Source organism: Paenibacillus ferrarius, assembly GCF_002027705.1.
Lineage (GTDB): Bacteria > Bacillota > Bacilli > Paenibacillales > NBRC-103111 > Paenibacillus_E > Paenibacillus_E ferrarius.
Genome location: NZ_MBTG01000027.1, coordinates 31,615 through 58,069 on the forward strand (window position 1 = coordinate 31,615; position 26,455 = coordinate 58,069).

The window sequence follows — 26,455 nt, forward strand, 5'->3', positions numbered from 1 at the left end:
CCGCTCCCTGCTCAAGACTTCGAGCCAGCGAGGCCGTAGCGCTCTAGCACTTTGTCTTCGAGTTTCTTGAAACAGAAGTGGTCGGATACCGTACCAAGCACTGCGATAATGATGACGATACACAGCATCAGCGACGTATCGCCCAGATTCCGGCCATCCTGCAGAAGCTGACCAAGTCCGGCCCCTTTGGCAATCAGCTCCCCGGCAACCAGCGCACGCCATGCGAAAGCCCAAGCGGTCCGCACGCCGTTGATTAAATGAGGGAATGCGGCGGGAATCATCACCTGCACGAACATGTTAAACCCATTTCCTGTGCCCATCGTCTGCGCTGCGCGCAAATAGATTGGCGGAATGTTTTTGATTCCGGTCCGGCTGGCTAACGCCATCGTCCATGTAGCTCCAAGCGTCGTAATAAAAATAACCGAGGATTCGTTAAGACCGAACCAAATGATAGCAAAAGGCAGCCAAGCAATACTTGGAATCGTTTGCAACGATACGACGAGAAACCCAAGCGTATCATCAAGCAGCCGATAGCGGGCGAATAAGAAGCCTAATGTCGTCCCAATCGCCAAAGATAGCGCAAAGGACACCAATAATCGGATCATGCTGGCGAAAGTTGCTTGCAGCAATTCACCGTGGACTAATCCGTCGTAGAACGCTTGCAAGGTTTGTGTGACAGAAGGGAACCTCCAGCCCCATCCAAACAGTCTAAATCCCGCCTCCCAAGCTATCAGAAGCAGTACCAGAAAAATCGTTCTTCTTAATGCGGTACTCATCGCCCGTCTCCTCCCTTACCACTTTCTCCAGCTCATCCGCCAGCGCGTCCATGATTGAATTCTCCACATGATGGAGCAGCGGATCTGCCATATCCCGAGGTCTCGCTGCCTGTACAGCGAACTCCTTTTTAATCGTCCCAGGACGGGTGGACATCACAAGAACGCGATCTGAAAGAATCACCGCTTCGCGGATGTTATGGGTAATGAAGAGAATCGTTTTGCGCGTACGCATCCATATTTCTTCCAATTCCTTATGCAAAATAAGGCGTGTCTGCTCATCGAGCGCGGCAAAAGGCTCATCCATCAGCAAAATCTCCGGGTCCATCGCCAGCGCTCTGGCAATCGCTGCACGCTGCTTCATGCCTCCGGACAGCTCATGCGGGTACCGATCGGCGAAACGACTCAGATGCACAGCTTTGATCTGTTCCATCGCCAGCTCATGGCGCTCTTTTTTGGCCATACCTTTCTGCTTGAGCCCAAAAGCGACATTATCCAGCACGGTCAGCCACGGGAACAGACCATGTTCTTGAAAAACAACAACACGGTCTGCTCCTGCGCCGTTCACCTTTTTCCCAGCAATCTCAATCGTGCCTTCACTTTGTGTATCAAAACCTGCTACCAGGTTCAGCACCGTGGATTTCCCGCAGCCGGATGGTCCTAGCAAAGAAACGAATTCACCTTTTTTAATCGTTAATGTGATATTGTCCAGCGCTTGATAACTGCCGCCGATTCGCTGAACGAACGTCTTGCTGACTCCCTTTATCTCGATCAAAATGCTTACCTCCACTCGGGTATGTCCCGTTGTCGTTCACGCCTTAAAACAACATTTTTAATCCTGCCAAGCCAAGTCCGATGATAAATCCGCAGATGGCCCCGTTCACCCGAATCCATTGCAGATCTTGTCCCAGCTTGTCTTCCATCAATTGGGTCAGCTTCTCATTCGTCAGTTTATCCAGATTCTCTCGAACAAGCTGACCGATTTTACTGTGATTTTGCTCCAAATATGCCGCGATTTGATCTTGGATGAAGTGCTCGCCACGCTGCAGCATATCTGCATTCTCTTTCACAGAGGCAAGCATTTTACGAATAACTGGAACAACATACTGTGGTGCAAAATCGGGCTGATCCACGAAATCCTCTGCCTTGGCCTTCAATCGCTCCAGCAGCCCCGCAAGCTTCTCATCGAGATCCAGAATGCCAGGCAGCTTCGCCTTCAAGCCATCCAATTCAGCCAAAAGCTTCGGATTTCTCTCCAGCTTGTTCAGTTCATTGCGAATAAAAGCGAGAACGGTTTCTCTGCGCGGGTGATTCTTGGTCCGCATTTGCTCGATGTAAGAAAGGACGAAGTTCTGAATAATGCCCCCGATCTTCTCCTCATTAACCATGCCAAGGAACGCATTCACGGCAAAAGCCATGAACCCATTGGATTGCAGCCCCTCGAACGCTTTGATTGCCATCGCACCCAGCTGATCGCGCGTATCCGACTTGATCGCCCATGCCTCTACTTTGTCGATGACGAAGTCGAACGTTTTGCCGTCGTAGCCGCCCTCGACAACCGTATCTACAATTGTACGAACGAGCTTGCTCGTATCTACTTCCTGAAGCGCTTTATGAATTTCATCCGCAAGCAGCGGTGTCAGTTTCTCCAAATCAATCATGCTTAGCGCTTGTTTAGCAAGCGTAGTCAGCCCTTTGTGCAGCGCTGCGTTATCCAAATGGGTCTGTGCAATCTCCAGCCCACGCTCAAGAAAACGAATTTGCTGCAAACGTGCTTTAATTGTCTCTTTGGAAAGCAGTTCATTCTCAACCGTAGAAACAAGCGCTTTCGTAATTTTCTCCCGATTCTTCGGCAAGAGCGCTGTATGCGGAATTGGAATGCCTAACGGATGACGAAATAGGGCACTGACAGCAAACCAATCGGCCAAGCCGCCAACAACCCCCGCTTCAAAACCGCCTTGCAAGAAACCTCCCCAAAGGGTCGAAGAGACGGGCAGCGTGGCCAAAAAGCCTGCTCCCATCACCCCTAAAGAGACCGTCGCTATATACTTTGCTTCTTTTTTCATGGTCATAACATCTCTCTCTGCTCGGATTTGTGAACTCATTCCTTCTATTTTACCACAAAATACGACGAAAGCTGTTCTCGATCCCAGATCTCCTGAATACACATCGGTAATGCGCATATCGGTGGATACTCTGCGAAGTTTTAACGTATAGGAGGAGTCTGAACCATGAGCCTAAATGGGAACATCACACCTTGGCAGGAGCATTTATTTTGGGTGGAAATCTTGCAGGATCACGCCATCTTTGTGGACGAGGCGCTTGCCAACGAAGAAGTGCAATGGATTGCCATTGCCAAACGGTATATCGCTGCCTTCACGGAGCTCCGCAATCGCATCCTGATGACCGATCCCTCCCTGCCTGTTTCCTCGCAAACGATGATTCAGCTCTCTAAGGATGTTTACCCCGTTGTTCACGGTTACTATCAGTTCGAGGGTTATATGCAGCATTTGCGCATTCAAAATAAAGTCGTCATTTCCTTAACGCCTGTTTATTTTAACGGAACCTTGCTCGAAAACGGTGAATATATTCGCATTTTACACTATTGGATGAACGGAGTTCCTTATGAGCCCCTGCCCCTCGTGACATTAATGGAAATGTGGCTGGAGGATCAACTCGGTCACGCTGTGCTCCTCGGCAATCATCTCGATCCTACAGAAATGGAGCTTGTCAAAAGCACCCAAGCCTATGCACAGCTGTTCAGCTCGCATATTGTCAAAAATACAGCCATACGCGGCTTTCTTCGCTTCACTGCGCCCAATTTCCCTGCCCAGCAGAAATTTGCAAGGCAAGTTGCCGAAACCGTTATCGGCTTTTACCATGTCGTCGAAGGCGTCATTCAAGAATACCAACATACCGAGCTGCTCAGCCGGTTAACCCTGCGGTTTCTCGAGCATCATTTGCCAGAGACCTGCTACTTTTTGCGAAAGCTTGCGACCTATGATGTAGAAATTCTGACGTTGCCGAATTGTCCGTTGACGAAGCCTTCTTTTGAATAGTAAAAAGAAGCGGAATTTTTCAGGGCATCAGCTAGATGCCTTAGCCAATATCCAACTAATTTCATATGTTGATAGAACACTTGATATATGGAGGCGAAGGCATTGTCTAATCAATTTCTTGATCTACGATTATCCGAAGCTAGCAATAACAGCTCCGGAGCATCACCCATTCCAACAAGTCCCCTTCTAACAGGAGATATAGGTCTTCAAACGGCAGATGCGGTTGGCACGCCCAATCAAAACAGTGTACGAGTTGCCTTATGGGGAACAATAGGCGTAGGCGTATCTCTCGCAGACACACTAACGATCACCATTGAAAGAAACAGCAACGGATTGCCAGGCACAGGTACGATGATCTATTCCATGGTTACTGACTTGGCAGCTAATTCAGCTGACAACATCATTTCATTCCATGCCGCCGATTTCCCGCCTGCCATAGAAGTCACGTACGAAATCCGCTATTGCATGTTTGCCAGTTCCAACGCTTCAGGCATCATCCTTCAGGGTCCTGTCAGCTTCAGCGGCATTGCAACGGCAGGAACCGCCGACGGCCAACCTATCAACCTCCCATGGGCTATCGGCCCGACCGGCCCGACCGGCCCTGCGGGGCCAGCTGGCGGGGCTGCGGGGGCGACTGGGGCTACGGGGGCTACGGGGGCGACTGGCGGCGTTGGAGCTACGGGAAGTGCTGGGCCGGCCGGCGCTACGGGCGCTACGGGTGATGTTGGACCCGCGGGGGCTACGGGTGATGTTGGACCTGCCGGTGTTACGGGCGCCACGGGTGATGTTGGGCCCGCGGGGGCTGCGGGCACCACGGGCGATGTTGGACCCGCGGGCGCTACGGGGGCCACGGGCGATGTTGGACCCGTGGGTGCCACGGGCGCCACGGGGGATGTTGGGCCCGCGGGGGCTGCGGGTGCCACGGGTGATGTTGGACCCGCGGGAGCCACTGGCGCCACGGGCGATGTTGGGCCCGCGGGAGCCACTGGCGCCACGGGCGATGTTGGGCCCGCGGGCGCTACGGGCGCCACGGGCGATGTTGGACCCGCGGGCGCCACGGGCGCCACGGGTGATGTTGGACCCGCGGGGGCCACTGGCGATGTCGGGCCTGCGGGTGCTACGGGTGCTACGGGTGCCACGGGCAACGTTGGACCCGCGGGGGCCACTGGCGCCACGGGTGATGTTGGGCCCGCGGGCGCTACCGGTACCACGGGTGATGTTGGAGCCGTGGGTGCTACGGGCGCTACGGGCGATGTTGGGTCTGCCGGTGCTACAGGCGCAACGGGCGATGTTGGGCCCGCGGGCGCTACGGGCGCCACGGGCGATGTTGGGCCCGCGGGCGCCACGGGCGCCACGGGCGCCACGGGCGATGTTGGACCCGCGGGGGCCACTGGCGCCACGGGCGATGTTGGACCCGCGGGCGCCACTGGTGCCACGGGCGATGTTGGACCCGTGGGTGCTACGGGCGCCACGGGTGATGTTGGACCCGCGGGGGCCACTGGCGCCACGGGTGATGTTGGGNGCCACGGGTGATGTTGGGCCCGCGGGCGCTACCGGTACCACGGGTGATGTTGGAGCCGTGGGTGCTACGGGCGCTACTGGCGATGTTGGGTCTGCCGGTGCTACGGGCGCCACGGGCGATGTTGGACCCGCGGGCGCTACAGGCGCAACGGGCGATGTTGGACCCGCGGGCGCTACGGGCGCCACGGGCGATGTTGGGCCCGCGGGAGCCACTGGTGCCACGGGCGATCCTGGACCTACCGGCGCCACTGGTGCCACAGGCGTTCCCGGGCCTACCGGCGCCACTGGTGCCACAGGCGATCCTGGACCTATCGGCGCTACAGGCGCCACAGGCGATCCCGGGCCTGCCGGCGCCACTGGTGCCACAGGCGATCCCGGGCCTGCCGGAGCTACTGGTGCCACGGGGGCTACTGGACCCGGATCATCGCTAGCAAGCATCCAAGACAATACAACACCGATAAACGTGCTTGGTACACCAGTATCGGTTCTCTCCTTACCTTTAACAACTACAGCGGGCGAATCTATCCAGCTTAGTTCCATGGTTGAGGTTGATATAACATCAGCAGCAGTTACAGGGGTTACAGTTAGTTACACCATCACCTATCAGCTGCAGCTAGATGGCGTTACGATTGCTCAAACAACATTAGTTAAAGAGTATGACAAAACCTTGACCGCTTCTGCTGCCTCATACTCCGAAATCCCTAGCTTAACTTGGGTAGATAGTCCATCAGCAGATTCACACACGTATACGATTTTGGTTGGAGTTACTGGTTCCGACATTGTTACCGCTAGTGCCGAAACCAGAGCATTAAATGCTGTTCGATTTACCTCGTAACATCGGAAAAGGAACTATGATCCGCTATTTTAAGCAAATAAAGACAATACACGAATATCACGGAACTACAGTCCCTTATTTGTTGCAAAAACACGCTCAAGAAGCAAAAACCAGCCAAATAGCGTACCCCAGTTCCGCCTCAACCCATATTTTGAGCAAAATCATGCAAATAGCGTATCCTAGTTCCCCTAACTAGAAAATTACTAGAAACAGGTTTCCTAAACTGAATTATCTACCAATTTGCTGCAAAAAGAACCTCAACTCCACGAATGAGAAAACGTGGATAGAGGTTCTTTTGTTTACATAACTCACCCATCGCGGCTGAAAATTCCACACAGCCAAAAAAAAAGAAGGCCTAACGCAGGCCTTCCCATTCCAAATCAAACTGCTCCAAATACTGCTCCATGAAGCGGTGCCGCTCCTCAGCCAACTGTCGTGCGTAGGTCGTATTCATAAGCTCCTTCAGCTTCAGAAGCTTCTCATAAAAATGATTGATCGCGGTATCGTTGCCAGCGCGATACTCCGCTTCCGTCATCTGCTCGCGCGCGGTGACGGAAGGATCGTGAATCGGGCGGCCTTTCCAGCCCGAGTAGGCAAAGACGCGGGAGATCCCCACCGCGCCTATGGCATCCAACCGGTCGGCATCCTGCACGACCTGGCCTTCAAGCGTGCGCATCGGGGGACGCGCGCCGCCCTTGAACGACATGGTGCTGATGATTTCCAGCACATGGAGCACGTCCGCCTCCGGCGTGCCGCTGGCGGCCAGCCACGCTTCCAGCTCGCGCTGCGCAGCGGCTGGATCGGCGTTCAGCTTCTCGTCGACGACGTCGTGAAGCAGTGCCGCAAGCTCACAGACGAAAGCGTCGGCGCCCTCCTGGGCGGCGATGCGCTTCGTCGTCTGCACGACGCGATAAATGTGCCACCAGTCGTGGCCGCTGCTGTCGCGCTCCAGCTTTTCCTTCACGAGCGCTTCCGCCGCGAGTAAGATGTGCTCTTGCTGTTCTCTCGTCAAGTATTCCCCGTCACGCTGCGTCATTTCTTCTTCTTCCTCTTTCCTTCGCCAGCTTTGCCTTCTTTCGGCTTTTCTTCGTTAGATTTACTTTCATTGCTTTTACTTTCATTACTCTTACTTCCATCACTTTTGCCTTCATTACTCTTACTTCCATCACTCTTACTTCCATCGCTTTTGCCTTCATCCGCCAGTCCTTCCAGTGCTTTACCTTCGCTAGACTTACCAGCCGGAAACTTACTCTCGCTGCTTTTGCTTTCCTGTGGCCTGCCTTCGGGAACCTTGCTCTCCGTGGACTTACCTTCAGGCGACGTCCCAGCAATCTGACTATCCTTCTCTTTTCCCTCGGTATATTTCTGGATTATCCGCTTGAAATTTTTCCCGTATTTATCTTCCAGTTTCCCGCCCATATCCTGCTGCAGCTCATGGATTACCACATCGCGCCAAAAGCTGTTCAACAGCACCTCCACCATCGCTGGATGCTCCGTCAGCATGGCAAGTGTCGGCTCATCGCCGCCTCGTGTGCCGACTATAGCCAGCTTGCGATCGATAAGCAGCGTGAACTTCCGCCCTTTGCGCTCGCTCCAGCCCGCATCTCGCTTATGCGGGAACTGATGCATCCCGTTCAGCGTTGGGGCATCGCCAGTCGTTGAAACAAGCAGGCGCACGCCTTGCGCCGGCACCTGCTGCAGCTCTTCCTTCAGCAGTTGCGCTTCATGCGCCCACAGGTCACAGAGCACCTCCTCCTTCGCCTTTCTCAGCTCCGCACGGATCCGATCGAGAACCTTGGCATCGCCCTCCAAGCTGAAGTACTCCGAACGATGCGCGCCCTGCTTCGGCATATGCTCTTTCACGTAGCGGATCGACGCCAGCAGCTCCGCCTCCACCCGCTCGCCAATCTCCTCGATTGGCACGCTTTGGTAGTGCGTAGGCTCACCGTGACTGGTGAGCACCGCGCCCTTCTCCGCTAGCTTCAGCAGCGCGGAGTAGACGTTCGAACGTGACACGCCAAGCTGCTTGGCGATTTCATAGCCTGTTTGCGTACCGCATTCGGCAAGCACATGCAGGCACTTGGCTTCCAGATCGGTGAAACCTAAGTTTTTCAAATGCAGATGAATATGCTCCATGCCAGTTCCCCTTTTCCGTAGACTGAGTTAAGTTCATGTTACGATATTGTATCATGATTTCTTCCTCAAAGTCGTATAGTCCTTCCCTGCTGCGCATCCGAACAAAATATATTTATTCTCACTATATTCGCAATTCGGTTAAGCCGAGCTCGGTACGGAGAAAGTGTTAGACCGTTTAAAAATCCGCCCACCTAAGGTGCCGTTTATACAACCCCAATGAGAAAACCTCTATCGAGGCCATTCAAAGATGAGCGACCGCGTTTAAAGGTAGGTTTTATCGCCAAATAGAAAGACGTTTTCGGGAACCGAAAACTTATACTTTCTATTGTGGTCAAAAAGGGATCAGAACGCGCACTTGGCGCTGCTCCAATCCCTATCTTCTATAGCGTCTCAACTTCGGCGAATTCAATATACGTCATGCTCTTAAGCTCTTCATATACTTCCGATGCATACTTACGGTCAATGAAGACGACAAAATTGAGCTCCTGCAGTTCATGATTAAGCTCTTTAATGTGTACGCTTTTCATTTTGTACCCTCTGGCAATAATGTCCTTAATGATAGTCGTTAAATTGCCCTCATGCGACACTACGAGCCTGACGCGCAGATCCTTCATCAACAGCGGTCTTGGTCCCATTTTCTTAATATAGTATGGCAAAACAACCACACTCGCCATAATCAGCAGCAGTCCAAAAAACGCTTCAACAATGAACCCAGCCCCAACGGCAATCCCCAGTCCTGCCGCTCCCCAGATCATCGCCGCCGTCGTTAATCCGATAATGACATCATTATGCTTCCGAAGAATGACCCCTGCGCCAATAAATCCGATCCCGCTGACCACTTGCGCCGCAAGCCGCATCGGGTCCATGACGTGCAGGCCAGGTACCGCATATTTATTCGCAGATTCAATAGATACAATCGTCAGCAAGCAGCTGCTTAGACATATGACCAAAGAAGTTTTGAGGCCAAGAGGTTTATTTCTGATTTCCCGTTCCAGACCAATGATTAAACCGAAAATAGCTGCGATTCCTAATTTCATTAAATCATGCACATCTACAGACAGCATCATCGTTGTTTTCTCCTCTATGTTAGATATCTTTACAATATCTCAACATTTTGAAGTTGTAAATAAATAGATATGCATAATTTACTTTTTTATAACCAAAACAAATAAGCTTGGCCAGAGTTGTGCACTCTTCCCAACCAAATAACTCTATTCATATCTCAGAGATTCATTGGGATCGCACTTCGCAGCCTTATTAGCAGGCAGCATGCCAAACAGAATCCCAATAGACATAGAGAATAATACACCACCAATAATCACAGGTACTGATACTAGCGGCGGCCAATGAGTTAGCATCGACACTAAATAGGCTCCTCCTGTTCCAATGAGTATACCTATACTGCCTCCTAAAGTTGTGAGCATCATCGACTCAATTAGAAACTGAAGTAAAATACTTCCCCGTGTGGCACCTAAGGCTTTGCGTATGCCAATCTCTCTGGTTCTTTCGGTAACGGATACCAGCATAATATTCATTACACCAATACCACCTACAACCAGTGAAATTCCCGCAATCCCACTGATAATAGCTGTCATGGTCTTCGTAATCATCGACAGGGATTCTTGAATTTGTTCCATATTAAAAATATAGTATTCACCATTTATTTTCTTATATCGATATTTTAGATTAAGCAGATCTACTGCCTTTTGTCCGACTTCGTTAAGCTTATTCGGATCTTTGGCTTGAATGGCTAGCGAATGAATGCTATCCTCACCGAACAAAGTAGGCCATACAGCGATAGGAACAAGAATTTTTCTCATTCCAAAATTTAGAAAACTCTTCTTCTTTTCCTTATATATACCTACAACTTTAAAAGAGATTCCTTCCAATTCGATAATCTCTCCTACTATGTTTGTACCTCTATTTAATTTCTCTACTGTGTCTTCACCTAGCAGCGCGACCTTTCGTCCTTGTTCGATCTCATTTTTTGTTATTAGACGCCCTGAAATCAGTTCAAGAGGGTATACGTCATAATATCCCTCCGTCATACCAATCAACTGAGAATTAACAATTTTATTTAAATAATGTAAAACAGAAGGTGCTGAGTTCATCTTTACAATCCTTGATATTTCAGGAAGTTTTTGCAGATCGAAGACATCAGTCTCGTCAAATCTGACAGTAGGCTCATCGTAGTCCAGTTCTACTTCATCATCCGTCTCATGATTGCGATAAAGGATATCTAGTGAGTTATTACCATTGCCGACAAAGTTCTTTTTTAGTGCTGCTTCACCGCCTTGCCCGATTGCGACAATGGTAATAATGGAAGCCACTGCAATAATAATTCCAAGCATCGTTAGCAGCGATCTTAATTTATGCGCATATAACGATGTAACGGCCATCTTTACACATTCCCATAATTCCATCCCTACACCCTCCGGTCCTCTACGACAATTCCGTCTCTAAGAAGGATGGTTCTTTGGGCATACTGAGCTATTTCCGGTTCATGAGTAACTAGAATAATTGTCTTGCCTTCCCGATTACATTCAGAGAAAATGCTCATCACCTGTTCACCTGTCTTAGAATCAAGGGAACCCGTAGGTTCGTCTGCAAGAATCACATCGGGATTATTAATAATAGCTCTGGCTATAGCAACACGCTGCTTCTGCCCGCCTGATAATTGGTTTGGATAATGGTTCATTCGATCACTGAGGCCGACTTTCTCTAAAGCTCTATACGCTTTATCCATTCTTGATCTCTTCTTTTCCCTGGCATAAATCAAAGGAAGCTCTGTATTGGCTAATGCATTCAACCTCGGCAGCAAGTGAAATTGTTGAAAAACGAAGCCGATATGCTTATTGCGGTATTGAGCCAATTCCTTATCCGAGGATGCTGAGACATCCTGTCCATTCAAAAGGTATGTACCCGAGGTTATTGTATCGAGCAGCCCAATAATGCTCATGAGAGTTGATTTGCCTGAACCGGAAGGTCCCATTATAGCAACAAACTCACCTTGTTCAATCAACAAACTTAAATGATGTAAAACAGGGACTTGAATGGCATCCGATTTATATGTTTTATAAACATTATGAAGTTGAAGCATCAACCTTCACCTCCATTCCGTCCTTCCATTCTATTTTCGGATGTCTGACAATAATGTCTCCTTCCTTAACACCCGTAAGCACTTCTTTAAACTCATCGTTCATTAAGCCAATCGTTAATTCTCTCTTTTGCAGCCTGTTATCTACAACAGCAAAGACAAATTCTTTACTATCCTTTGCCAAGATTGCGTCATGAGGCAGGGTAAGCACATTGTCTTTTGCTTTTATTTGTATTTCTACAGATACATGATACCCATCTTCTAATCCTTTATGGTTATCCATCAGAGCAACCTCGAACGGGTAAGGCGTCACCGATGTGCTCTTTTCAAGACCTGAATTCATGACACGTTGAGAAGGATTCAATTGGATACTCTCAATCTTCCCCTCCCACTTTTCACTTGATAATACTTTCGCTCTCACTTTTACGGGCTGACCCACTTTTACAAAAACGGAATCAAACTCCGTAATTGTGCCCTTAACCTTATATGGTTCGTTAGAAACAAGATGAACGATAGGCTCTTGTAAGTCCGCAGCTGTTTTATTCGCATTTCTTGCAACTTTCTTAACAATTCCAGACATCGTACTTTTAACAACTAAGTTATCTTTCTTTTTTAAAAGAGCCGTCATTTCCATCTCATTTTGTTTCAGGGATAACATCGTATACTTTACTTGTCGTTCGAGCTCGTTTTTATTTTTCTCCACTTGGCGAAGAGACTCCTCAACCTGTGATGTATCTTTTAAATTATGTTTAAAATCTGCCTCCAGGCTATCTAGCCTTTCACGATGCTGCTCAAGTTCAAGGGATAAGCGTGTTCTCGCAATTTCCAACAAAGCTATTCTATTGTTGATCTCTTCTTCATCATAGCGGAACAGTTCGCTCCCCTTTTTAACTTCCTGACCGACATAAACAAATATATCTTTGATTGTTCCCATGGTTTCATCTTTAAAAATCTGCTCTTCTTCTCTTGGTGTTACAATTCCTGAAGCAATTAAAGTGTCTGACATTTGCTTCATTTTCACTTCAATTCCCTGTACATTTGTCACCTTGGAGATAGGAATTTTTGATTTTGTTATTAGAAATACATTTACTCCCACTATGCTTAAAATACCAACACCAATAATGGTTACTAACCACTTTTTCTTCATAAATTCCGCCTTTAGCTCTGGATCTATATGCAACGAATATTTGAGACTTAAACCAACCAAGCCTAATGACTCCTTATTTTCTCTTGAATACATTCATAATTGCAGAAGCCATAAAAGCACCTGATAGCATTAAAACTAGTTGTGCCGCTCTAAAATGTATTAATGGAGTATTGAGGATAATTAAAAACATGCAAGTAGAAACAACTAAAATGATTGTGTACATTTTTCGCATTCTATGACCCCTCATTTGAAGTTTTCAGAGCTATCGTTCGATTCGCGAGACTGTTAATAATTGGATCTACGTGACTGACGAAAATAACCGCTTTATTTCCACTAGTGTATTCAGATAATAAATTCATAGCTAGTTTTTGAGAATCAGGATCAAAAGAAACGAATGGTTCGTCCAGTAAGCATACTTCTGTTTCCCTGGCCATCATCGCGATAAAAAACAATTTCTGCTTCATACCCATTGAGTAATCAAGAACTCTTTTGTTTAAAAAATCCGCCAAACCGAATTGATGACACAGCTCAGTGACTTTGTTTCGATAATTCTGATGATTTTCTACTTGAAATAGATTCATTATGAACAGTAAATTATCAGTACCTGTTAATAGCTCGTACAATAATGGTGCATCAGGAATATATGCGATTTTTCTTTTATATGCTGACATATCTACAACAGGACGTCCTTCATAGAACAAAAAATTACGAGCATCAATAAGTCCTGCCATAATTTTTAACAATGTTGATTTACCTGCACCATTCCTGCCCATGATGCACAAACGTTCACCTGCTTGAACTTCCAAATTGAACTGTTTAAATAAGACATGTTCCTCATAAGAAAATTTCAGATCCTGAATATGTAGTTTAGGCTGCATAGCGCATCACTCCAACAAATATGAGGGAAAACTGGCTCAATAAAATGACTACACACAGTATAAGGGCAAAGGTTTTGCTTACTTGGACATACAAGACACTCCCGTAATAAAGCAATCGAAGAGATATAACATTGATAATTAATTGGATGAAATTCATATTAATCACATAATAAATGTTATTATTATTTAAAATTACTAGAAGAATGATTGAGCTAACCATAAAAGGAAGAGCAGTAACGTTAATAAGTAAAGAATACACTCGCTTCATTGATAAGTCGGATTTAACGAAAGTTGCAACTAAGGCATATAACGCAGTTATAATTCCATTAAAAATATAATAAAGCGGGATAACCACGCCTCCAATTACAATAAAGAATAAAATCATTTTAGAATTTATGGGGATCTCCAATAAACTTAATCCAATCATAGCAATAACTACATTAGCAATTAAAATAAGCGGCAAACTATACCACACTAATCTCCTATTGTTTACCTCATTATCAAAAAACTTTTTGGGATGCGTCCATAAATGAAACATATCTTCCCCCGATTTATTGTAATGTGACCCTACTAATATTACCTTCGATAAACCCAGCGATAACAATCATTAGCAATGCACAAGCTAATAGAGTTAATCCATCTTTAATTATTAGCGAAAACTCTTGCGGTTTATTTTTTAACCATTTCCATAAAATCCGAGCTGAAAATGATCCAACTGTGGCACAAAACAAAAGGCCCAGCAGTTCAAAAAAAAAGTGAGGTAGGAGTCCCCTATAAATTGAATCCATCCCATAAAAGGCTGTAACATATGAAATAACGTAGCCAATAAGATAACCGTTGCCCAATATAATAATGTTAGATAGGAGCCCACCTGATATCCAGCCCGCTACAATTATTACTCCACCAATTCTCAAATTATTTAAAATAATATCCTTCGCTGATGCTTCTGAGGGTTGCAGAAAACCAGGAACACTAATTTTGCCGTCACACACACCATAAAAAACACCTACTATAAAGAACACTAAACTAATTAGAGTCAAATATTTTAGGCGTGCCCACATCCCCTTCACTCAATTACAACCGCCTTTCAAATTCCAACTTGGTAGCACCTCTCTTAGAAATGCTATTTGCAATTTTCCCAAAAAGAATAACAACCATAGTAAAATATATTGAAAATACGTATGGAAGCATGTTTATTACCTTCTGTGGAAGATGCAAGAAAACCAACAAGTATAAAGCAATGAGCAACGGCACCACAGCAAATTTCCTTGGGATCGCCTGAAATTTTCGATATATGTCAATTTCCTCAAGAGTCTCTCCAACATCCAGTTTATTCTGGTTTTTAAATTTACTGATATGTGGAGATATATATAACTGACATAACGGCGATATCCAATAAGCTAAACATTGGATCCAAAAAATAATAAATAAATGACTCCACAATCCGTGCAACATCCACCAACTCATCATAATTATGATCAACATTGGCATAATCATTGCTAGTCTCATAAACTTTAGTTTAGCTAGATAAAGACTAAAGATAGGAATGCTAGATAATCGAATTAAATCAATTTGTTTGCCTTCAGAGCTCATAAGAAATAGCAATGGGAATTCTTCTCTTAATTCATAGGCTTGATTCACCATTGCCAAAAGCGAGAATGTAATTATAAATGTAACGATATAACCCACATTTGAAACAGACTTAACCGCAGCTAGGAATACGCCAAAGTAAAAAGAAGATTCATAGGATAAAAACACCAATGAAAAAAATTGTGGCGATATTATCCATCGACTTTCTTTTAATTGTTGAGTATCCTTCCAGAGAAAAACATCTTTTGGAAATAGCACTCCACGAAATTTTTGAAGCATTTCACTATATGCCACCAAGAAATCACTTCCTAAAGACCGATGGATCACGCTTTCAGTGATCTTGTATTGGGGTATTAACTGTTTCACAGACAACAATACAAAACCTCCAAAACAAACTATGCCCATCCAATACAAATTCGAACCCGAGTAGAAGCTTTTCTCAAGCCTAACAAAAAATGAACTCCCCATAAATGCAAAATCGACTATCCAATGAATCTTTAATACGACGTAGTCCTGCACCAGAGGAAATAATTCTTCCCACATTCGGTTATCAATCACTTGATCCCAACTCTTGAACTGCTCTCTGACAAGAAAGATACAAGGGGAAATGACTAAAATGATACTGTAACCTAGTGCGCAAAATATGCTGGAAGTGGTCATATAGCCTACAAACCTGAATATACCTATTGGCTTTGTAGTTTTATGAACCATATACAACCCGTATCCTAAGTTAAAAATAAGGAAACATAATAAAGCAAGAAAAAAGCCAGAAATAATTACAAAAAAACTACCAATTAAAGATAATTCCGGGTGAATGCCAATATAAACAGAAAACGCTAACAAATATACACTTGGATATGTACATAGCAACCAAAACCATTGCTCAGCTAAAAGCATTAAGTAAATAAACCGACCACTTCTTGGAGAGACGTTATATAGATTTGACTCCGTTGGGAAATGCGTTCTTCGATATACGGTCATTCCTTGAATCGCATGGAAAATCAAAAATGCTAAGAGAATACATGCTCCCCAAACGTTCTTTAGCTCCGGTCTATATAAGAAGTTCAGGAATGTAAAAGCTACCCCAACAGCAGGTAAACTCCCCATAAATCTTATGAAAAAAAAGAATCGAACTCGATTCCACTTCTTAATTATTGTGAACAATTCAAATAACCTTATGAATTGATTTTCAATGCGGTTTTTAATTGTAAGACGAATTAAAAATAACCATTGCAGCACTTGAGCCAATCACTCCCTAAGGTATGCGTGTATAAAATAATCAAGAAGGAATGAAGGCACAAGCACCCTCATTCCTTCTAAGATAATTACCAAGCAACGAATGCTTTTGTGCCCATTTCTGTAAGCTTATTTCTAAGATATGTTTTCAATGCGGTTGTGCCTGCTGCAGCAACAATGCTCAAACCACCAGTAATAAAAGCGCCTATAATGGATACAATCGTTGCCGCGGTTAAGCCCCAATCCAATGCTTGGACTAATGCGTTCCCCACAACTGCAGGTATACCAAATTCTTTTGCTAGATCTGCTAATGGCAAAGTGTTCAATAAGAGGGCGTATGCTAAAACAGCTGCAACAGAAACAAGTAGCAAAACAACAGATTTTGAAAAACCTTTTCCATAAGTAATCAACATATGATAACTCCTCCTTTCTTTTATACTAATTACAACTTTAACTATAGATTTTTCTTCCAAAAATGGAAATACCACAAACAGGGTATTTATACCATAAATCTCTTAATAAATCCCCCTCTATCATGACACTTCGTCTTGCTATAAACCTTCTTAAGCGTGTGCCTCAGTAATGCCTAGTGCAAGTGAAATCTGCAAAGCACTTTGGTTCTGCAACCAGCCAAAAGCAATTTCCTTTTCGCGTTTTGTTAGAGAAAATAGATCAAAATGCTCATAGATCAGTGCCTGTTTACTCATTGGGTCAGCTAACATCAGTCGAGATTCTATATCACTTATCAACCGTTTTAATAGCGAGGCAACAAAACTTAGGTTTTCAGTCAGGGAAACGGAAATATTCAGGAAGCCTCTTAGTTCATTCCCAAGCTTAATTGGGGAACACATGCAATTCCATTTCGAAAAAAACGTCATGCTGTGCTCTAATCCCTGAACGGCTACCAACGCATCCAATTGCATAGAAAGAGAAATAGCGTTAATGCCAGCGTGCTCTAATGCAAAGGAGGTCCCCATACCAACATTCACAGACTCCAATATGTTTACTATATTTTCCGGCCCAGTAAAGGCTAGTGCCACTCCGTTCAGATTTGCAAAAATGATTAAATGCGGATTCGATATCGTTTTCGAGAAAGAATCTACCTCTTCTTTAGCTACTACAATAAGAGATTTTTCTTTATTTAGTTGTTCTTGCCTCTGTATCTCTACTAAGCGAAAGGGTAACGTTGCATTATTTCGGTCTATTCCTGTTTTCGTAAATGCCGCATTCCATAATTCTATCTTCTCAGCTTCTATTTCTGATAGATGTATCCACGAATGCTCCGTTTCCCCCCTAAAAATATTCATCTGAATCCCTCCCAGACCGACGTAAATACTCTTATTCCGACAATTTTCATTAATAAAATTTTACATTAACACTATAAAAATTAGCAGGTTTTTCCATTTAATTTTCAAAGAACAAATAGCCCACCTCGAGTTGTGCACTCTGTCTATGCTTCATCTTTAGCAAATTTTCAAATACTTCTGTTTTCCTAACCATCGCCAAACAATAATTGACCGACGGTTCAAAATTATTAGTGACCTATAGTCACTTATCTACTTCAAATATGCTCATCAAATGAATAGGTATCTTAATCATTTATTGTGATGGAACCCTTATATCTCATTCAAACCTAATGAAATATATTGACCAACAGTCATATTTTTTGATATAACTGATCTAGTATAAGTTATTTATTAGATGGGGAGGCCCAATACATGGAGCGTGTGGGAAACATGATTACTCGTCCAAACCGAACGAAAGATCATCTTGTGCGGACAACCGGAAGATTCGTGTCGCGCAAAACGGGTTTTCTTTTAATTTTGACCGCCATTGCACTTGCAGGCTGTTCCAATGAAGCGCCATTATCTTCGGCGACGACTGCCGAGCAAGCAGCCGGGGCAGCGAGCAAACCTGTGAAAACGGCTGCGGTCGCCACACAAGCATGGGCAGGTGCCAAGACACTTACAGCCGATGTGATTCCTTCGCTGGAGTTGAATGTCCTGCTGAAGGTTGATGGCGATGTGAAGTCCGTATTGAAAAAACGCGGGGATCAGGTCCAAAAAAACGATGTGATCATCGAGCTGGATAAGAAAGATTTGCTTCGCCAGAAACAAAAACTGCTTTATGCCAGGGCCAGTCTTGAAGAACAGATGACCAAGGCCAAAAAAGATTGGGACGACGGTATTCTGGAATTAACGAACAATATGGCCATAACCCAGCAATCCTTGGACGATGTCACGAAGCAGTATAACCGGGTTCTGAACGACTATGACACCGGGCAGGCAACGAAAGACCAGAAAGAACAATTGGAATCTCAAGTCAAGCAGTTGCAGCTCAATCTTCAAACTTTGAAACAGAAGCTTCAGACGCTCCAAAGCACCAAGCCGCTAGCCGCCATAGAGTACCAATTGCAGGCTAACGATATCGATCTGCAGGATGCGGACGTTAACCTGTCTTATTTTGAAGTCAAGGCCCCTGCGTCAGGACTTTTGACCGAGATGCCGATTGAGGAAGGAATGACGCTTGCCAGAGGACAAAAAATCGGGGTCGTGCAGCAGCAAGCGCCAATCAAAATTCACGCCGAGGTAACGGAAGCGGACCTGCCGCTCGTGCAGGGCAAACCAAGCCTGTCGTTTCATAATTCGGATTCCCCAGATACATATGAGGGCAAAGTGACTTATTTGGCGAACACGGCCAACACCCAGACGAAAACCTATTCCCTGGAACTTGAAGCCGCGAATGCAAACGGCCGCCTCAAACCCGGAATGCGCGTGCAGCTTACACTTGCTGGAGGCGGCGAACAGCAAGTCATCTCCGTGCCGGCGGACAGCATTCTGCGCGAAGATGGCGAGCCCTATGTATTCATTTTGAATGGCGACCATGCCGAAAAAAGGACAGTCAAGCTCGGCCGCAGCAAGGATGCCATGACTGAAATTACACAAGGGCTTAAGGCAGGCGAGCTACTAATCGTCTCCGGTCAGTACCAGCTTAAACATATGGAGAAAGTAGCGCCCGGCCAGTAGTTTCGGCTTCTAATCGGAACTACTGGACAGAAGGAGGAGTCCGCTTGATTGCCAAACTGATCAAATACCAAAAGATTACGCTTCTATTCTTTGTCGTTCTTGTGCTGCTGGGCACCTTCAGCTTTTTATCGTTAAGCCAGCGCGAAAATCCGGAGATCACCGTGTCCATGGCTACGGTGAAGACGATCTATCCTGGAGCTTCGCCGGAGAAGGTCGAACAGCTTGTCACCAAGCCGCTGGAAGAAAAGATTAGAGAGATGGAGTCGATCAAGTCGATCGATTCGACTTCCTCCACGAACGTGTCCTTCATTACTGTCGAGATGCAGGCCGGGGCCGATAACAAGCGGGCATGGGATACGCTCAGACAGAAGGTGCAGTCCGCGCAAGATAAGCTGCCCGCAGAAGCGCATCAACCCGAAATCAATGATGATCTGGCCAAGACATCGGCGCAAATCATACATATGGTTGTGGAAAACCCTTCTGAGCTGGAGTCTTTGCGGCCCATTTCGGAAACATGGAAGGATCAGCTGCGCACGGTTGCCGGTGTCAGCGATGTTGAAATCGTAGGACTTCCCGATCAGGAAGTGAAGGTGATTCTGAACAAGGAGAAGCTCGAAAGCTTGCAGCTTCCTTGGACGCTGGTTATGCAGGCGCTCACGACCGCTCATGACCGTACGCCGATCGGGAATGTAACTGCCAATAACAATAACGCTTACGTTCAATTGACGGGCGAATGGAAATCCGCCAAAGATATTGCCGATACGGTCGTTTACCGACCGGCAGGGCAAGGCAATTCGCTGAGCATCAAAGATGTCGCAGAGGTGAAAGTAGGCCCCCAGAAGACGGAGGAGGAGGTTTTCTACAATGGCAAGCCTGCTATCGATGTCGTCATTTATCCGGCCAAAGGAGAGAATATTCCTTCCTTGCAAGTTGGAATTGACGCCAAGGTTTCCGAATTACAGGCTCAGCTCCCTTCGCATGTGACGATGGTATCGTTGTTTACGCAAAAGGAGAACGTTGACCATCTGTTTGCCGATTTGTCACGGGAAATGCTGATCGGGATGGGTGCGGTGCTGGTTGTCTGCATCCTGGGACTCACATTCGGAACGTCTATTATTGTCGCGCTCGCGATTCCCGTTTCCATCGCACTTGGCTTCCTCCCGATCAGCATGACGTCCATCGACCTCAATCAGATTTCCATTGTTGCGCTGGTCATTGTCCTTGGCATTCTTGTCGATGATGCCATTGTCGTTAACGATAATATCGAACGCAGATTGTCTCTTGGCGATTCTCCTCTGGATGCGTCGCTGAAAGGCAGTCAGGAAGTTTCGATTTCGATTCTTACCGCAACGATCGCCACAGCGGCCGCTTTTTTCCCGCTGTTTTTCTTGAAAGGCAACATCGGGGACTTTATCAAGCCGATTCCCGTCGTCGTCAGCTTGACTTTAGCGGCGTCGATGGCTATGTCGTTAACCATCATTCCGATTTTCCGCAAATGGAGCAGCGAACGCAGTCTCCGCAAAGGAGTCTCCGCCCAGAATAAGCTGCCGGGACTTTTGGGAAAACCCCTATGGCACCTTAGCGAGTATTACGAAAAGCTCATCCGCCGCCTGCTGCGAAAACCGCTGTTAACCGGCATGATAGGCCTCGTTATCGGCACGGCAAGCTACGGGCTTCTGCCGCTGCTGGGCGTTCAGTACTTTCCAAGTGCGGAACGAAGCGAATTTTTGCTCGATGTGAAGATGCCCGTAAGCGCCGACTATAAACAAACGGCCGATATGATGAAAAGTTTATCCGTTTGGGCGGCTAAGCAGGATGGGGTTCAATCTGTTTCCACCTATGCGGGAAGGACTGCACCCAAGTTTTACTATGCGGAAAACGCTTCTGCCGGAACAAGAACAGGCCAATTGTACGTCAAGGTCGACGAATCCCGAATCCATACAAGCAAGCTTGTAGCCGACTGGCGCGAGCAGCTCAAACGCATATATCCGGACATCGAGCTGCTTCCCAGAGAACTGGAACAAGGCCCTCCCGTCGGAGCGCCAATTGCCGTTCGAATCAGCGGCCCGGATTTGAGCGAATTAACATCACTCTCCAATCAGGTGCAAACGATTCTGAAGAGCATTCCGGGCACATCCAACGTCTCCGACAGTGTTGGTGATAAAACCTTTACCATGGATCTGCAGCTCGATCAGGAGAAAGCGCGTTATTACGGCGTCACCGAGAAGGATTTATCGGGAACTGCCCGACTCGCAACAGACGGAATTGAAGTTTCCAAACTGCAGCTAGGCAACGAAAATATTCCTGTCACATTGTTCAGCGAGGCAAACCAAATGCCGTCCAATGAAACGATAGGAGAACTTCTCGTTCCTTCGCAATCCGGGCAGCTGTACCCGATCAAGCAGTTCATCAATGTACAGTTCGACCGCATGATCACCTCCGTTCAACATCGCAATCTGGTGCGAACGATTACGGTAAGAGCTTACACGGACGGAACATTGCCGTCGGATATTGTCACAGAGCTGCAAGACCAAGTTGGCAAACTGCAAAAACCAAACGCCTATACCATTGAATTTGCAGGCGAAAACGCCGATCGGAACGATGCTTTCTCCTCTATCGGGAAGCTTTCGATCGTTGTCATATGCCTTATTTTCATCATTATTGCGATCCAATTCTATTCCTTATCCATACCGTTCCTAGTCATGATGACCGTTTATCTGGCCATGGGCGGCGCTTTGATCGGATTATTCGTAACGGGTGCGCCAATCGGATTCATGGCGCTTATGGGCTTTGTCAGTCTGGCAGGGATTGTCGTGCGCAACGGCATCGTGCTGGTTGAGTTTATTGAAGACGCCAGACATCACGGCATGGAATTGTACGATGCCATTGCCGAATCGGGCCGTGCGCGGCTTCGGCCCATTCTGATGACGTCGGCTACCGCAATCGGCGGTCTGCTGCCCATGGCTATTATGGGAGGCAGCTTATGGCGACCGATGGCCGTCGTCATTATCTCAGGGCTTATTGTCTCCACGCTGCTCACGCTCATTATCGTCCCTGCCTTCTATCTCCGGCTGGCCCTGTGGAGGGATAACCGCAAGCTGAAGCGCAATAAGGCGGCAACGACAAACCTTCCTGCTCAGGGCAAAACTACTTCTCTATAGATGCCCAACCGATTTTCTTAGGAGGAACAACTATCATGAAAACAATATTCAAGCAAGCGACTTTGAGCTTCGCTTTGGCGTCTTCGCTGCTGATGTCGGGGATCCCCGCAAACGCGAATGGAGCAGCGGAATCAACAAGCGCCGCTGTATATAAGATGAACGCCGATCTCCATGTTAGAGTACAAGGCGTCTTTAATGAAAAGACGACAGGCGGCGTCCGACTCGGCGCAGTGATTCGCATGAACAATACAAGCAACCATACGCTGCGGATACCCGATCATGAGCTCAGAGTAACAACGCCGGACGGTTTCGTATACACCTTGCGTCCCAGCAGCACCAACGAACGCGGTATCCAGCCCGATGCGGAGGTGGAGTTGACCTACATGCTCGTCGTCAACCGCCCAAGTCAAATCAGCATTGCCGAACTTTCGCTCATCGATGTCAATAAAGATGTATATCCAAAGCAGGAAACAGCGATATTCACGGTCCCTATCGATGCAATCGTATGGAACGGAAAGCTTGACGGGTTCAAAGATGCGGCGCTGTTGAAAAAATGGGGGGAATCGTTCACGATCCCCACACTCGAATCGCCTCTTAGCTATCGAACGATAAGCATAAGCACAACCAATTCGAACGACGGTTCCGACTATGTCGTGAAGCTGCTGGCAACGAACCCGTCCGACCGGATCGAAACCGTTCCCGCGCTGGAGCTGGCCGGCAAAACCAAAACTGACGTTTTTACAGGTCAGCAGGTTGAAGCAAACCCAGTAGCCTTGCAGCCCGGCGAAAGCAAATATGTTCATTTCGCTATCCATACGGAGATGGACGCTGTGCTCGCCAGCCTTAACGTATTGACAACCGAAACCTTCACGCAAGCGGAGACAAATGGCACAGTCAAATCGTCAAACTTTGGCATCGGCAAGCTGAACATCGATCTGGCGCAAGACAAACCGGATGTTCCCAGCTACGCCTATAACTCACGCATAACCTTCGATGCGTGGAATGATGCTATCCATCAGGATCTGGAGGTTGCCCTGACGGAACTCCGCGTCTCGGACAATGCAGACCAAGGAAGCAAGCTTGCGGCAGCCAAATTTAAGTTTACGAACAAAGGGTTAACTATGCTTCCGATTCCGGCCCTTCTAACCGAGTTGCAAAGCCCGGCAGGTTACGATTATACAGGGATCAGGCAAAGCGAAGTTCAGAATTCGATTGCTCCGGGAACGTCATCGGTTGTCAACTATACGTTTGCACTGCCGGTATCGGAGACCGGCGAAACGTTTATGATGAAGCTGCAGCAGCAGCTAAGCAGGAATTCCGGCAGCCGTCCCGAATCCGCCTACAAATCGACAATCGCCTCCTTGCAGGTCACCCCGCAGGGAAAGGAAGACAGACATAAGATTTCTCTGTATCCGTATACGCTCGACATTAAAGACTATTTATTGACGCAAATAACGTCACCGGATCAGATGATCGCCATTTCCTATACGTACAAATTGCAAATGTTTCTGGAACTGAACCGCGATCCGCGGGTGTTGACGGACTCTACATTCTCCAAACTGAAGTTCGAACTGGTCGATCCTTCCGGCAGTATCCTTGGTTCCCAATCGTTCCCTTTCACAGGCAATGACCGCTTGGTGAACGGTAAGCAAACGTTAACGTTTCAGCATCTGAGAACAGATCAAATCCAAAATAACGTGAGCGTTAACGTATATGAATCAATCCTTACCCCATCCGGCGAAGTCAATCGACTGATTACGGTATTGAAATAGCAAGGTACAAACAAAAAGCCTGGAAAGAGTGCTGCTTCGCACTTTTCCAGGCTTTTTCCTTAAATACGGAAGCGATATCCCGCTCCCCAGATTGTTTCAATGTATTGCGGATTCGACGGGTCCTGTTCAATCTTCTCCCGCAGCTTGCGGATGTGTACGGTGACCGTGGCAATCTCCCCCATGGCATCCATCCCCCAGAGAAGATCGAACAGCTGCTCTTTGCTGTACACACGGTTCGGGTTCATCGCCAGATGCGTAAGCAAATCGAATTCTTTGGTTGTGAACACAACTTCCTTCTCATTGACGAAGACGCGGCGCGCTGTTTTATCAATCATGAGTCCGCGAATACGCACTTCGTCGTTCTTCGTTTCACGCCGTCCCATCAGCCGCTCGTAACGGGCCAAATGAGCTTTCACTCTGGCGACCATTTCACTCGGACTAAAAGGCTTAATAATATAATCATCTGCGCCCAGACCCAGGCCGCGGATTTTATCAATGTCTTCTTTTTTGGCAGAAACCATGACGATGGGAATATCTTTCTCACTGCGAATGCGCCGGCAAATCTCAAACCCGTCCACCTTCGGCAGCATGAGATCCAGAATAATGAGATCATAGTCAGTCGTTAATGCTCTTTGGAGTCCCTTGTCACCGCTGATTTCAATATCAACTACGTAACCGCTAATCTCCAAATAATCCCGTTCCAGCTCTGCGATGCTTTGTTCGTCTTCAATGATTAAGATCCGACTCATGCTTTGCTCTCCTCCTGCTGACTCAGCGGTAAAGCCATGTACACCGTCGTCCCCCGCCCAATCATGCTGGTCGCGCCGATTCTTCCGCCGTGCTCTTCCATGATTTGTTTGGCGATCGCGAGCCCAAGCCCGCTGCCGCCGGTGGCTGTGTTCCTCGATGGGTCAGCTCGGTAAAACCGGTCAAAGATATGAGGAAGCGCCTCCTCGGATATGCCTTGACCGCTATCTTTTATTTGGATGACGGCATTGCCGTCAATCTCTCTCAATGTAAGGGTGATGCGGCAGCTGCCTTCCTCGCTGTATTTGATAGCATTTTCGATGATGTTCAGCAGAACCCTTCGAAGCTTATCCCGGTCCGCCGTTACAAACAACGGTGATTTCGGCAGCTCGGTAAGTGCAAACTGAACGCCTTTCTTCTCCATATCAAACTGTAATTCCTGCGCGCAATCCTGCACATACTGGCCAAGATCGACGTTCTCGAATTGAAAGGGCACTTTGCCCAAATCCAGCTTGGAAAATAGAAACAGCTCATCAATGAGGCGATCCATATCAGCCGCTTTATTATAGATGGTCCGAATATAGCGGTCCAGCTTATCTGGTGAATTCGTCACGCCGTCCATAATGCCTTCGACATAACCCTTGATGGCGGTGACAGGCGTTTTCAAATCATGGGAAATATTCGATATGAGCTCCTTGCGGTTCTCTTCATATTGCAGCTGAAGCTCCACAGACTTTTTGAGCTTGCGCCGCATTTCTTCAAATGCCGTACTAAGCTCTCCAATCTCGTCATCGGAATGACGAATGACCTCAAAATCCAGATTGCCTTCTTTAATTTCCTCCGCCGCTCGTTTCAGTGATTTTAGGGGTCGGATAATACTGCGTGAAACGAAGTAAGTCAGTACGCCATTGGTCAAAATAAGAATGAGCAGAAACGTAACGATAACGGAATTGGAAAACTGGTGAAGATACTTTTGAAAAGGACCACCGTCCAAAAACACGAAAACGGAACCTTTGCTCTTATCCGGGAACAAAAAATCCTGTTGTCGAGTTATCCACAGAGAACCTTGATTTCGCTGAAATTGACCTGACGAGGTTCCGAAGGAAGGCAGCTTCGAGGTGTTCTCAGCTTCCCCTTGTTTAATATAAGGAGAAATGTACGTAATCTCTTTATCTTTGCGAATAATAAGCCCCATATTGATTTTGTGAAATCTCTCTTCCAAATCCTTGATAAACACGGGATCCAGAAAAGCATTGGGCTCTGTCTCCGTCTTCGCTTTCATATAAGCGACATTTTCCAGCTCCTGATCCACAACTCGTTTGATCGGATTGCCTTGTGAGAAATCGACTTGAAACCCGGATTTCAAACTGCCGAATGTAGCGATGCTGATTAAGATCACGGCTAGCACCGAGAGTACAAGCGGTACGAGCAGCATGGCGATGTAGGAAAGTACCAGCCGTAAACGAATCGACATCCG

22 protein-coding genes and 1 pseudogene are annotated in these 26,455 nt (G+C 46.9%); 6 read left to right on the plus strand and 17 right to left on the minus strand.

What is annotated here, in order from left to right; translation table 11 throughout:
* Window positions 1-11: 11 nt before the first annotated feature.
* Genes BC351_RS26015 through BC351_RS26025 form a run of 3 tightly spaced genes read right to left on the minus strand, consistent with a single transcriptional unit; the run spans window position 12 to window position 2,839 of the window.
* Window positions 12-776 carry an ABC transporter permease gene (locus tag BC351_RS26015; protein ID WP_079416504.1) on the minus strand — a complete coding sequence of 255 codons (765 nt, stop codon included), beginning with the start codon at window positions 774-776 and terminating at the stop codon, window positions 12-14.
* Window positions 709-1,548 carry an ABC transporter ATP-binding protein gene (locus tag BC351_RS26020; protein ID WP_079416506.1) on the minus strand — a complete coding sequence of 280 codons (840 nt, stop codon included), beginning with the start codon at window positions 1,546-1,548 and terminating at the stop codon, window positions 709-711. The genes BC351_RS26015 and BC351_RS26020 overlap by 68 nt, the downstream gene beginning before the upstream one ends.
* 43 nt (window positions 1,549-1,591) lie before the next feature.
* Window positions 1,592-2,839, minus strand: coding sequence for a DUF445 domain-containing protein (locus BC351_RS26025; RefSeq protein ID WP_158082234.1), 1,248 nt, complete (start codon window positions 2,837-2,839; stop codon window positions 1,592-1,594).
* Between the two features lie 165 nt (window positions 2,840-3,004).
* Here BC351_RS26025 and BC351_RS26030 point away from each other — a divergent pair, with 165 nt between their 5' ends.
* The 3 genes and pseudogenes from BC351_RS26030 to BC351_RS44415 all read left to right on the plus strand — a co-directional run.
* Complete coding sequence (locus BC351_RS26030; RefSeq protein WP_079416510.1) at window positions 3,005-3,832, plus strand: DUF2935 domain-containing protein; 828 nt, start codon at window positions 3,005-3,007, stop codon at window positions 3,830-3,832.
* Between the two features lie 102 nt (window positions 3,833-3,934).
* The coding region (locus BC351_RS26035) for an NTTRR-F1 domain (protein ID WP_482811865.1) at window positions 3,935-5,353 on the plus strand (1,419 nt) is incomplete at its 3' end.
* Window position 5,354: 1 nt separating this feature from the next.
* A pseudogene (locus BC351_RS44415) lies at window positions 5,355-5,771 on the plus strand (hypothetical protein); the annotation flags it as partial.
* Between the two features lie 772 nt (window positions 5,772-6,543).
* Here BC351_RS44415 and BC351_RS26040 read toward each other — a convergent pair.
* From BC351_RS26040 to BC351_RS26095, 12 genes are all read right to left on the minus strand, one after another.
* Window positions 6,544-7,224, minus strand: coding sequence for an HD domain-containing protein (locus BC351_RS26040; RefSeq protein WP_079416512.1), 681 nt, complete (start codon window positions 7,222-7,224; stop codon window positions 6,544-6,546).
* The gene (locus BC351_RS26045; protein ID WP_079416514.1) at window positions 7,221-8,324 is read right to left on the minus strand and encodes a TrmB family transcriptional regulator; all 1,104 of its coding nucleotides are present in this window, start codon (window positions 8,322-8,324) and stop codon (window positions 7,221-7,223) included. Before BC351_RS26045 ends, BC351_RS26040 begins: the two co-directional genes overlap by 4 nt.
* A 380-nt stretch (window positions 8,325-8,704) precedes the next feature.
* Window positions 8,705-9,391 (minus strand): MgtC/SapB family protein, encoded by a 687-nt coding sequence (locus tag BC351_RS26050; RefSeq protein ID WP_079416516.1) that lies wholly within the window; start codon window positions 9,389-9,391, stop codon window positions 8,705-8,707.
* A gap of 144 nt (window positions 9,392-9,535) precedes the next feature.
* Window positions 9,536-10,747 carry an ABC transporter permease gene (locus BC351_RS26055; RefSeq protein WP_079416518.1) on the minus strand — a complete coding sequence of 404 codons (1,212 nt, stop codon included), beginning with the start codon at window positions 10,745-10,747 and terminating at the stop codon, window positions 9,536-9,538.
* A gap of 2 nt (window positions 10,748-10,749) precedes the next feature.
* Window positions 10,750-11,424 (minus strand): ABC transporter ATP-binding protein, encoded by a 675-nt coding sequence (locus BC351_RS26060; RefSeq protein ID WP_079416520.1) that lies wholly within the window; start codon window positions 11,422-11,424, stop codon window positions 10,750-10,752.
* Window positions 11,408-12,628, minus strand: a complete 1,221-nt coding sequence (locus BC351_RS26065) for an efflux RND transporter periplasmic adaptor subunit (RefSeq protein ID WP_158082235.1) — start codon at window positions 12,626-12,628, stop codon at window positions 11,408-11,410. Before BC351_RS26065 ends, BC351_RS26060 begins: the two co-directional genes overlap by 17 nt.
* A gap of 173 nt (window positions 12,629-12,801) precedes the next feature.
* On the minus strand, window positions 12,802-13,446 hold the full coding sequence (locus BC351_RS26070) for an ABC transporter ATP-binding protein (RefSeq protein WP_079416524.1): 645 nt from the start codon (window positions 13,444-13,446) through the stop codon (window positions 12,802-12,804).
* Complete coding sequence (locus tag BC351_RS26075; protein WP_079416526.1) at window positions 13,436-13,984, minus strand: YIP1 family protein; 549 nt, start codon at window positions 13,982-13,984, stop codon at window positions 13,436-13,438. Before BC351_RS26075 ends, BC351_RS26070 begins: the two co-directional genes overlap by 11 nt.
* 13 nt (window positions 13,985-13,997) lie before the next feature.
* Window positions 13,998-14,507, minus strand: coding sequence for a stage II sporulation protein M (locus tag BC351_RS26080; RefSeq protein ID WP_244209178.1), 510 nt, complete (start codon window positions 14,505-14,507; stop codon window positions 13,998-14,000).
* Between the two features lie 13 nt (window positions 14,508-14,520).
* The gene (locus BC351_RS26085) at window positions 14,521-16,275 is read right to left on the minus strand and encodes a hypothetical protein (protein WP_079416530.1); all 1,755 of its coding nucleotides are present in this window, start codon (window positions 16,273-16,275) and stop codon (window positions 14,521-14,523) included.
* Window positions 16,276-16,361: 86 nt separating this feature from the next.
* Complete coding sequence (locus BC351_RS26090) at window positions 16,362-16,685, minus strand: uberolysin/carnocyclin family circular bacteriocin (protein ID WP_079416532.1); 324 nt, start codon at window positions 16,683-16,685, stop codon at window positions 16,362-16,364.
* Between the two features lie 150 nt (window positions 16,686-16,835).
* Entirely contained in the window at window positions 16,836-17,579 is a 744-nt protein-coding gene (locus BC351_RS26095) for a hypothetical protein (protein WP_079416534.1), read from the minus strand.
* A 411-nt stretch (window positions 17,580-17,990) separates the two neighbouring features.
* Between BC351_RS26095 and BC351_RS26100 the strand changes: the two genes are divergently transcribed.
* The 3 genes from BC351_RS26100 to BC351_RS26110 are packed head-to-tail and all read left to right on the plus strand — an operon-like array spanning window position 17,991 to window position 24,231.
* A complete protein-coding gene (locus BC351_RS26100) occupies window positions 17,991-19,298 on the plus strand; it encodes an efflux RND transporter periplasmic adaptor subunit (protein WP_079416536.1) in 1,308 nt (435 codons plus the stop codon).
* Between the two features lie 44 nt (window positions 19,299-19,342).
* Complete coding sequence (locus tag BC351_RS26105) at window positions 19,343-22,459, plus strand: efflux RND transporter permease subunit (protein WP_079416538.1); 3,117 nt, start codon at window positions 19,343-19,345, stop codon at window positions 22,457-22,459.
* 35 nt (window positions 22,460-22,494) lie between these two features.
* The gene (locus BC351_RS26110) at window positions 22,495-24,231 is read left to right on the plus strand and encodes a hypothetical protein (RefSeq protein ID WP_079416540.1); all 1,737 of its coding nucleotides are present in this window, start codon (window positions 22,495-22,497) and stop codon (window positions 24,229-24,231) included.
* A gap of 59 nt (window positions 24,232-24,290) precedes the next feature.
* Here BC351_RS26110 and BC351_RS26115 read toward each other — a convergent pair whose 3' ends face one another.
* Window positions 24,291-24,980 (minus strand): response regulator transcription factor, encoded by a 690-nt coding sequence (locus BC351_RS26115; RefSeq protein WP_079416542.1) that lies wholly within the window; start codon window positions 24,978-24,980, stop codon window positions 24,291-24,293.
* Window positions 24,977-26,452 (minus strand): sensor histidine kinase, encoded by a 1,476-nt coding sequence (locus tag BC351_RS26120; protein WP_079416544.1) that lies wholly within the window; start codon window positions 26,450-26,452, stop codon window positions 24,977-24,979. Before BC351_RS26120 ends, BC351_RS26115 begins: the two co-directional genes overlap by 4 nt.
* Between the last annotated feature and the right edge of the window lie 3 nt (window positions 26,453-26,455).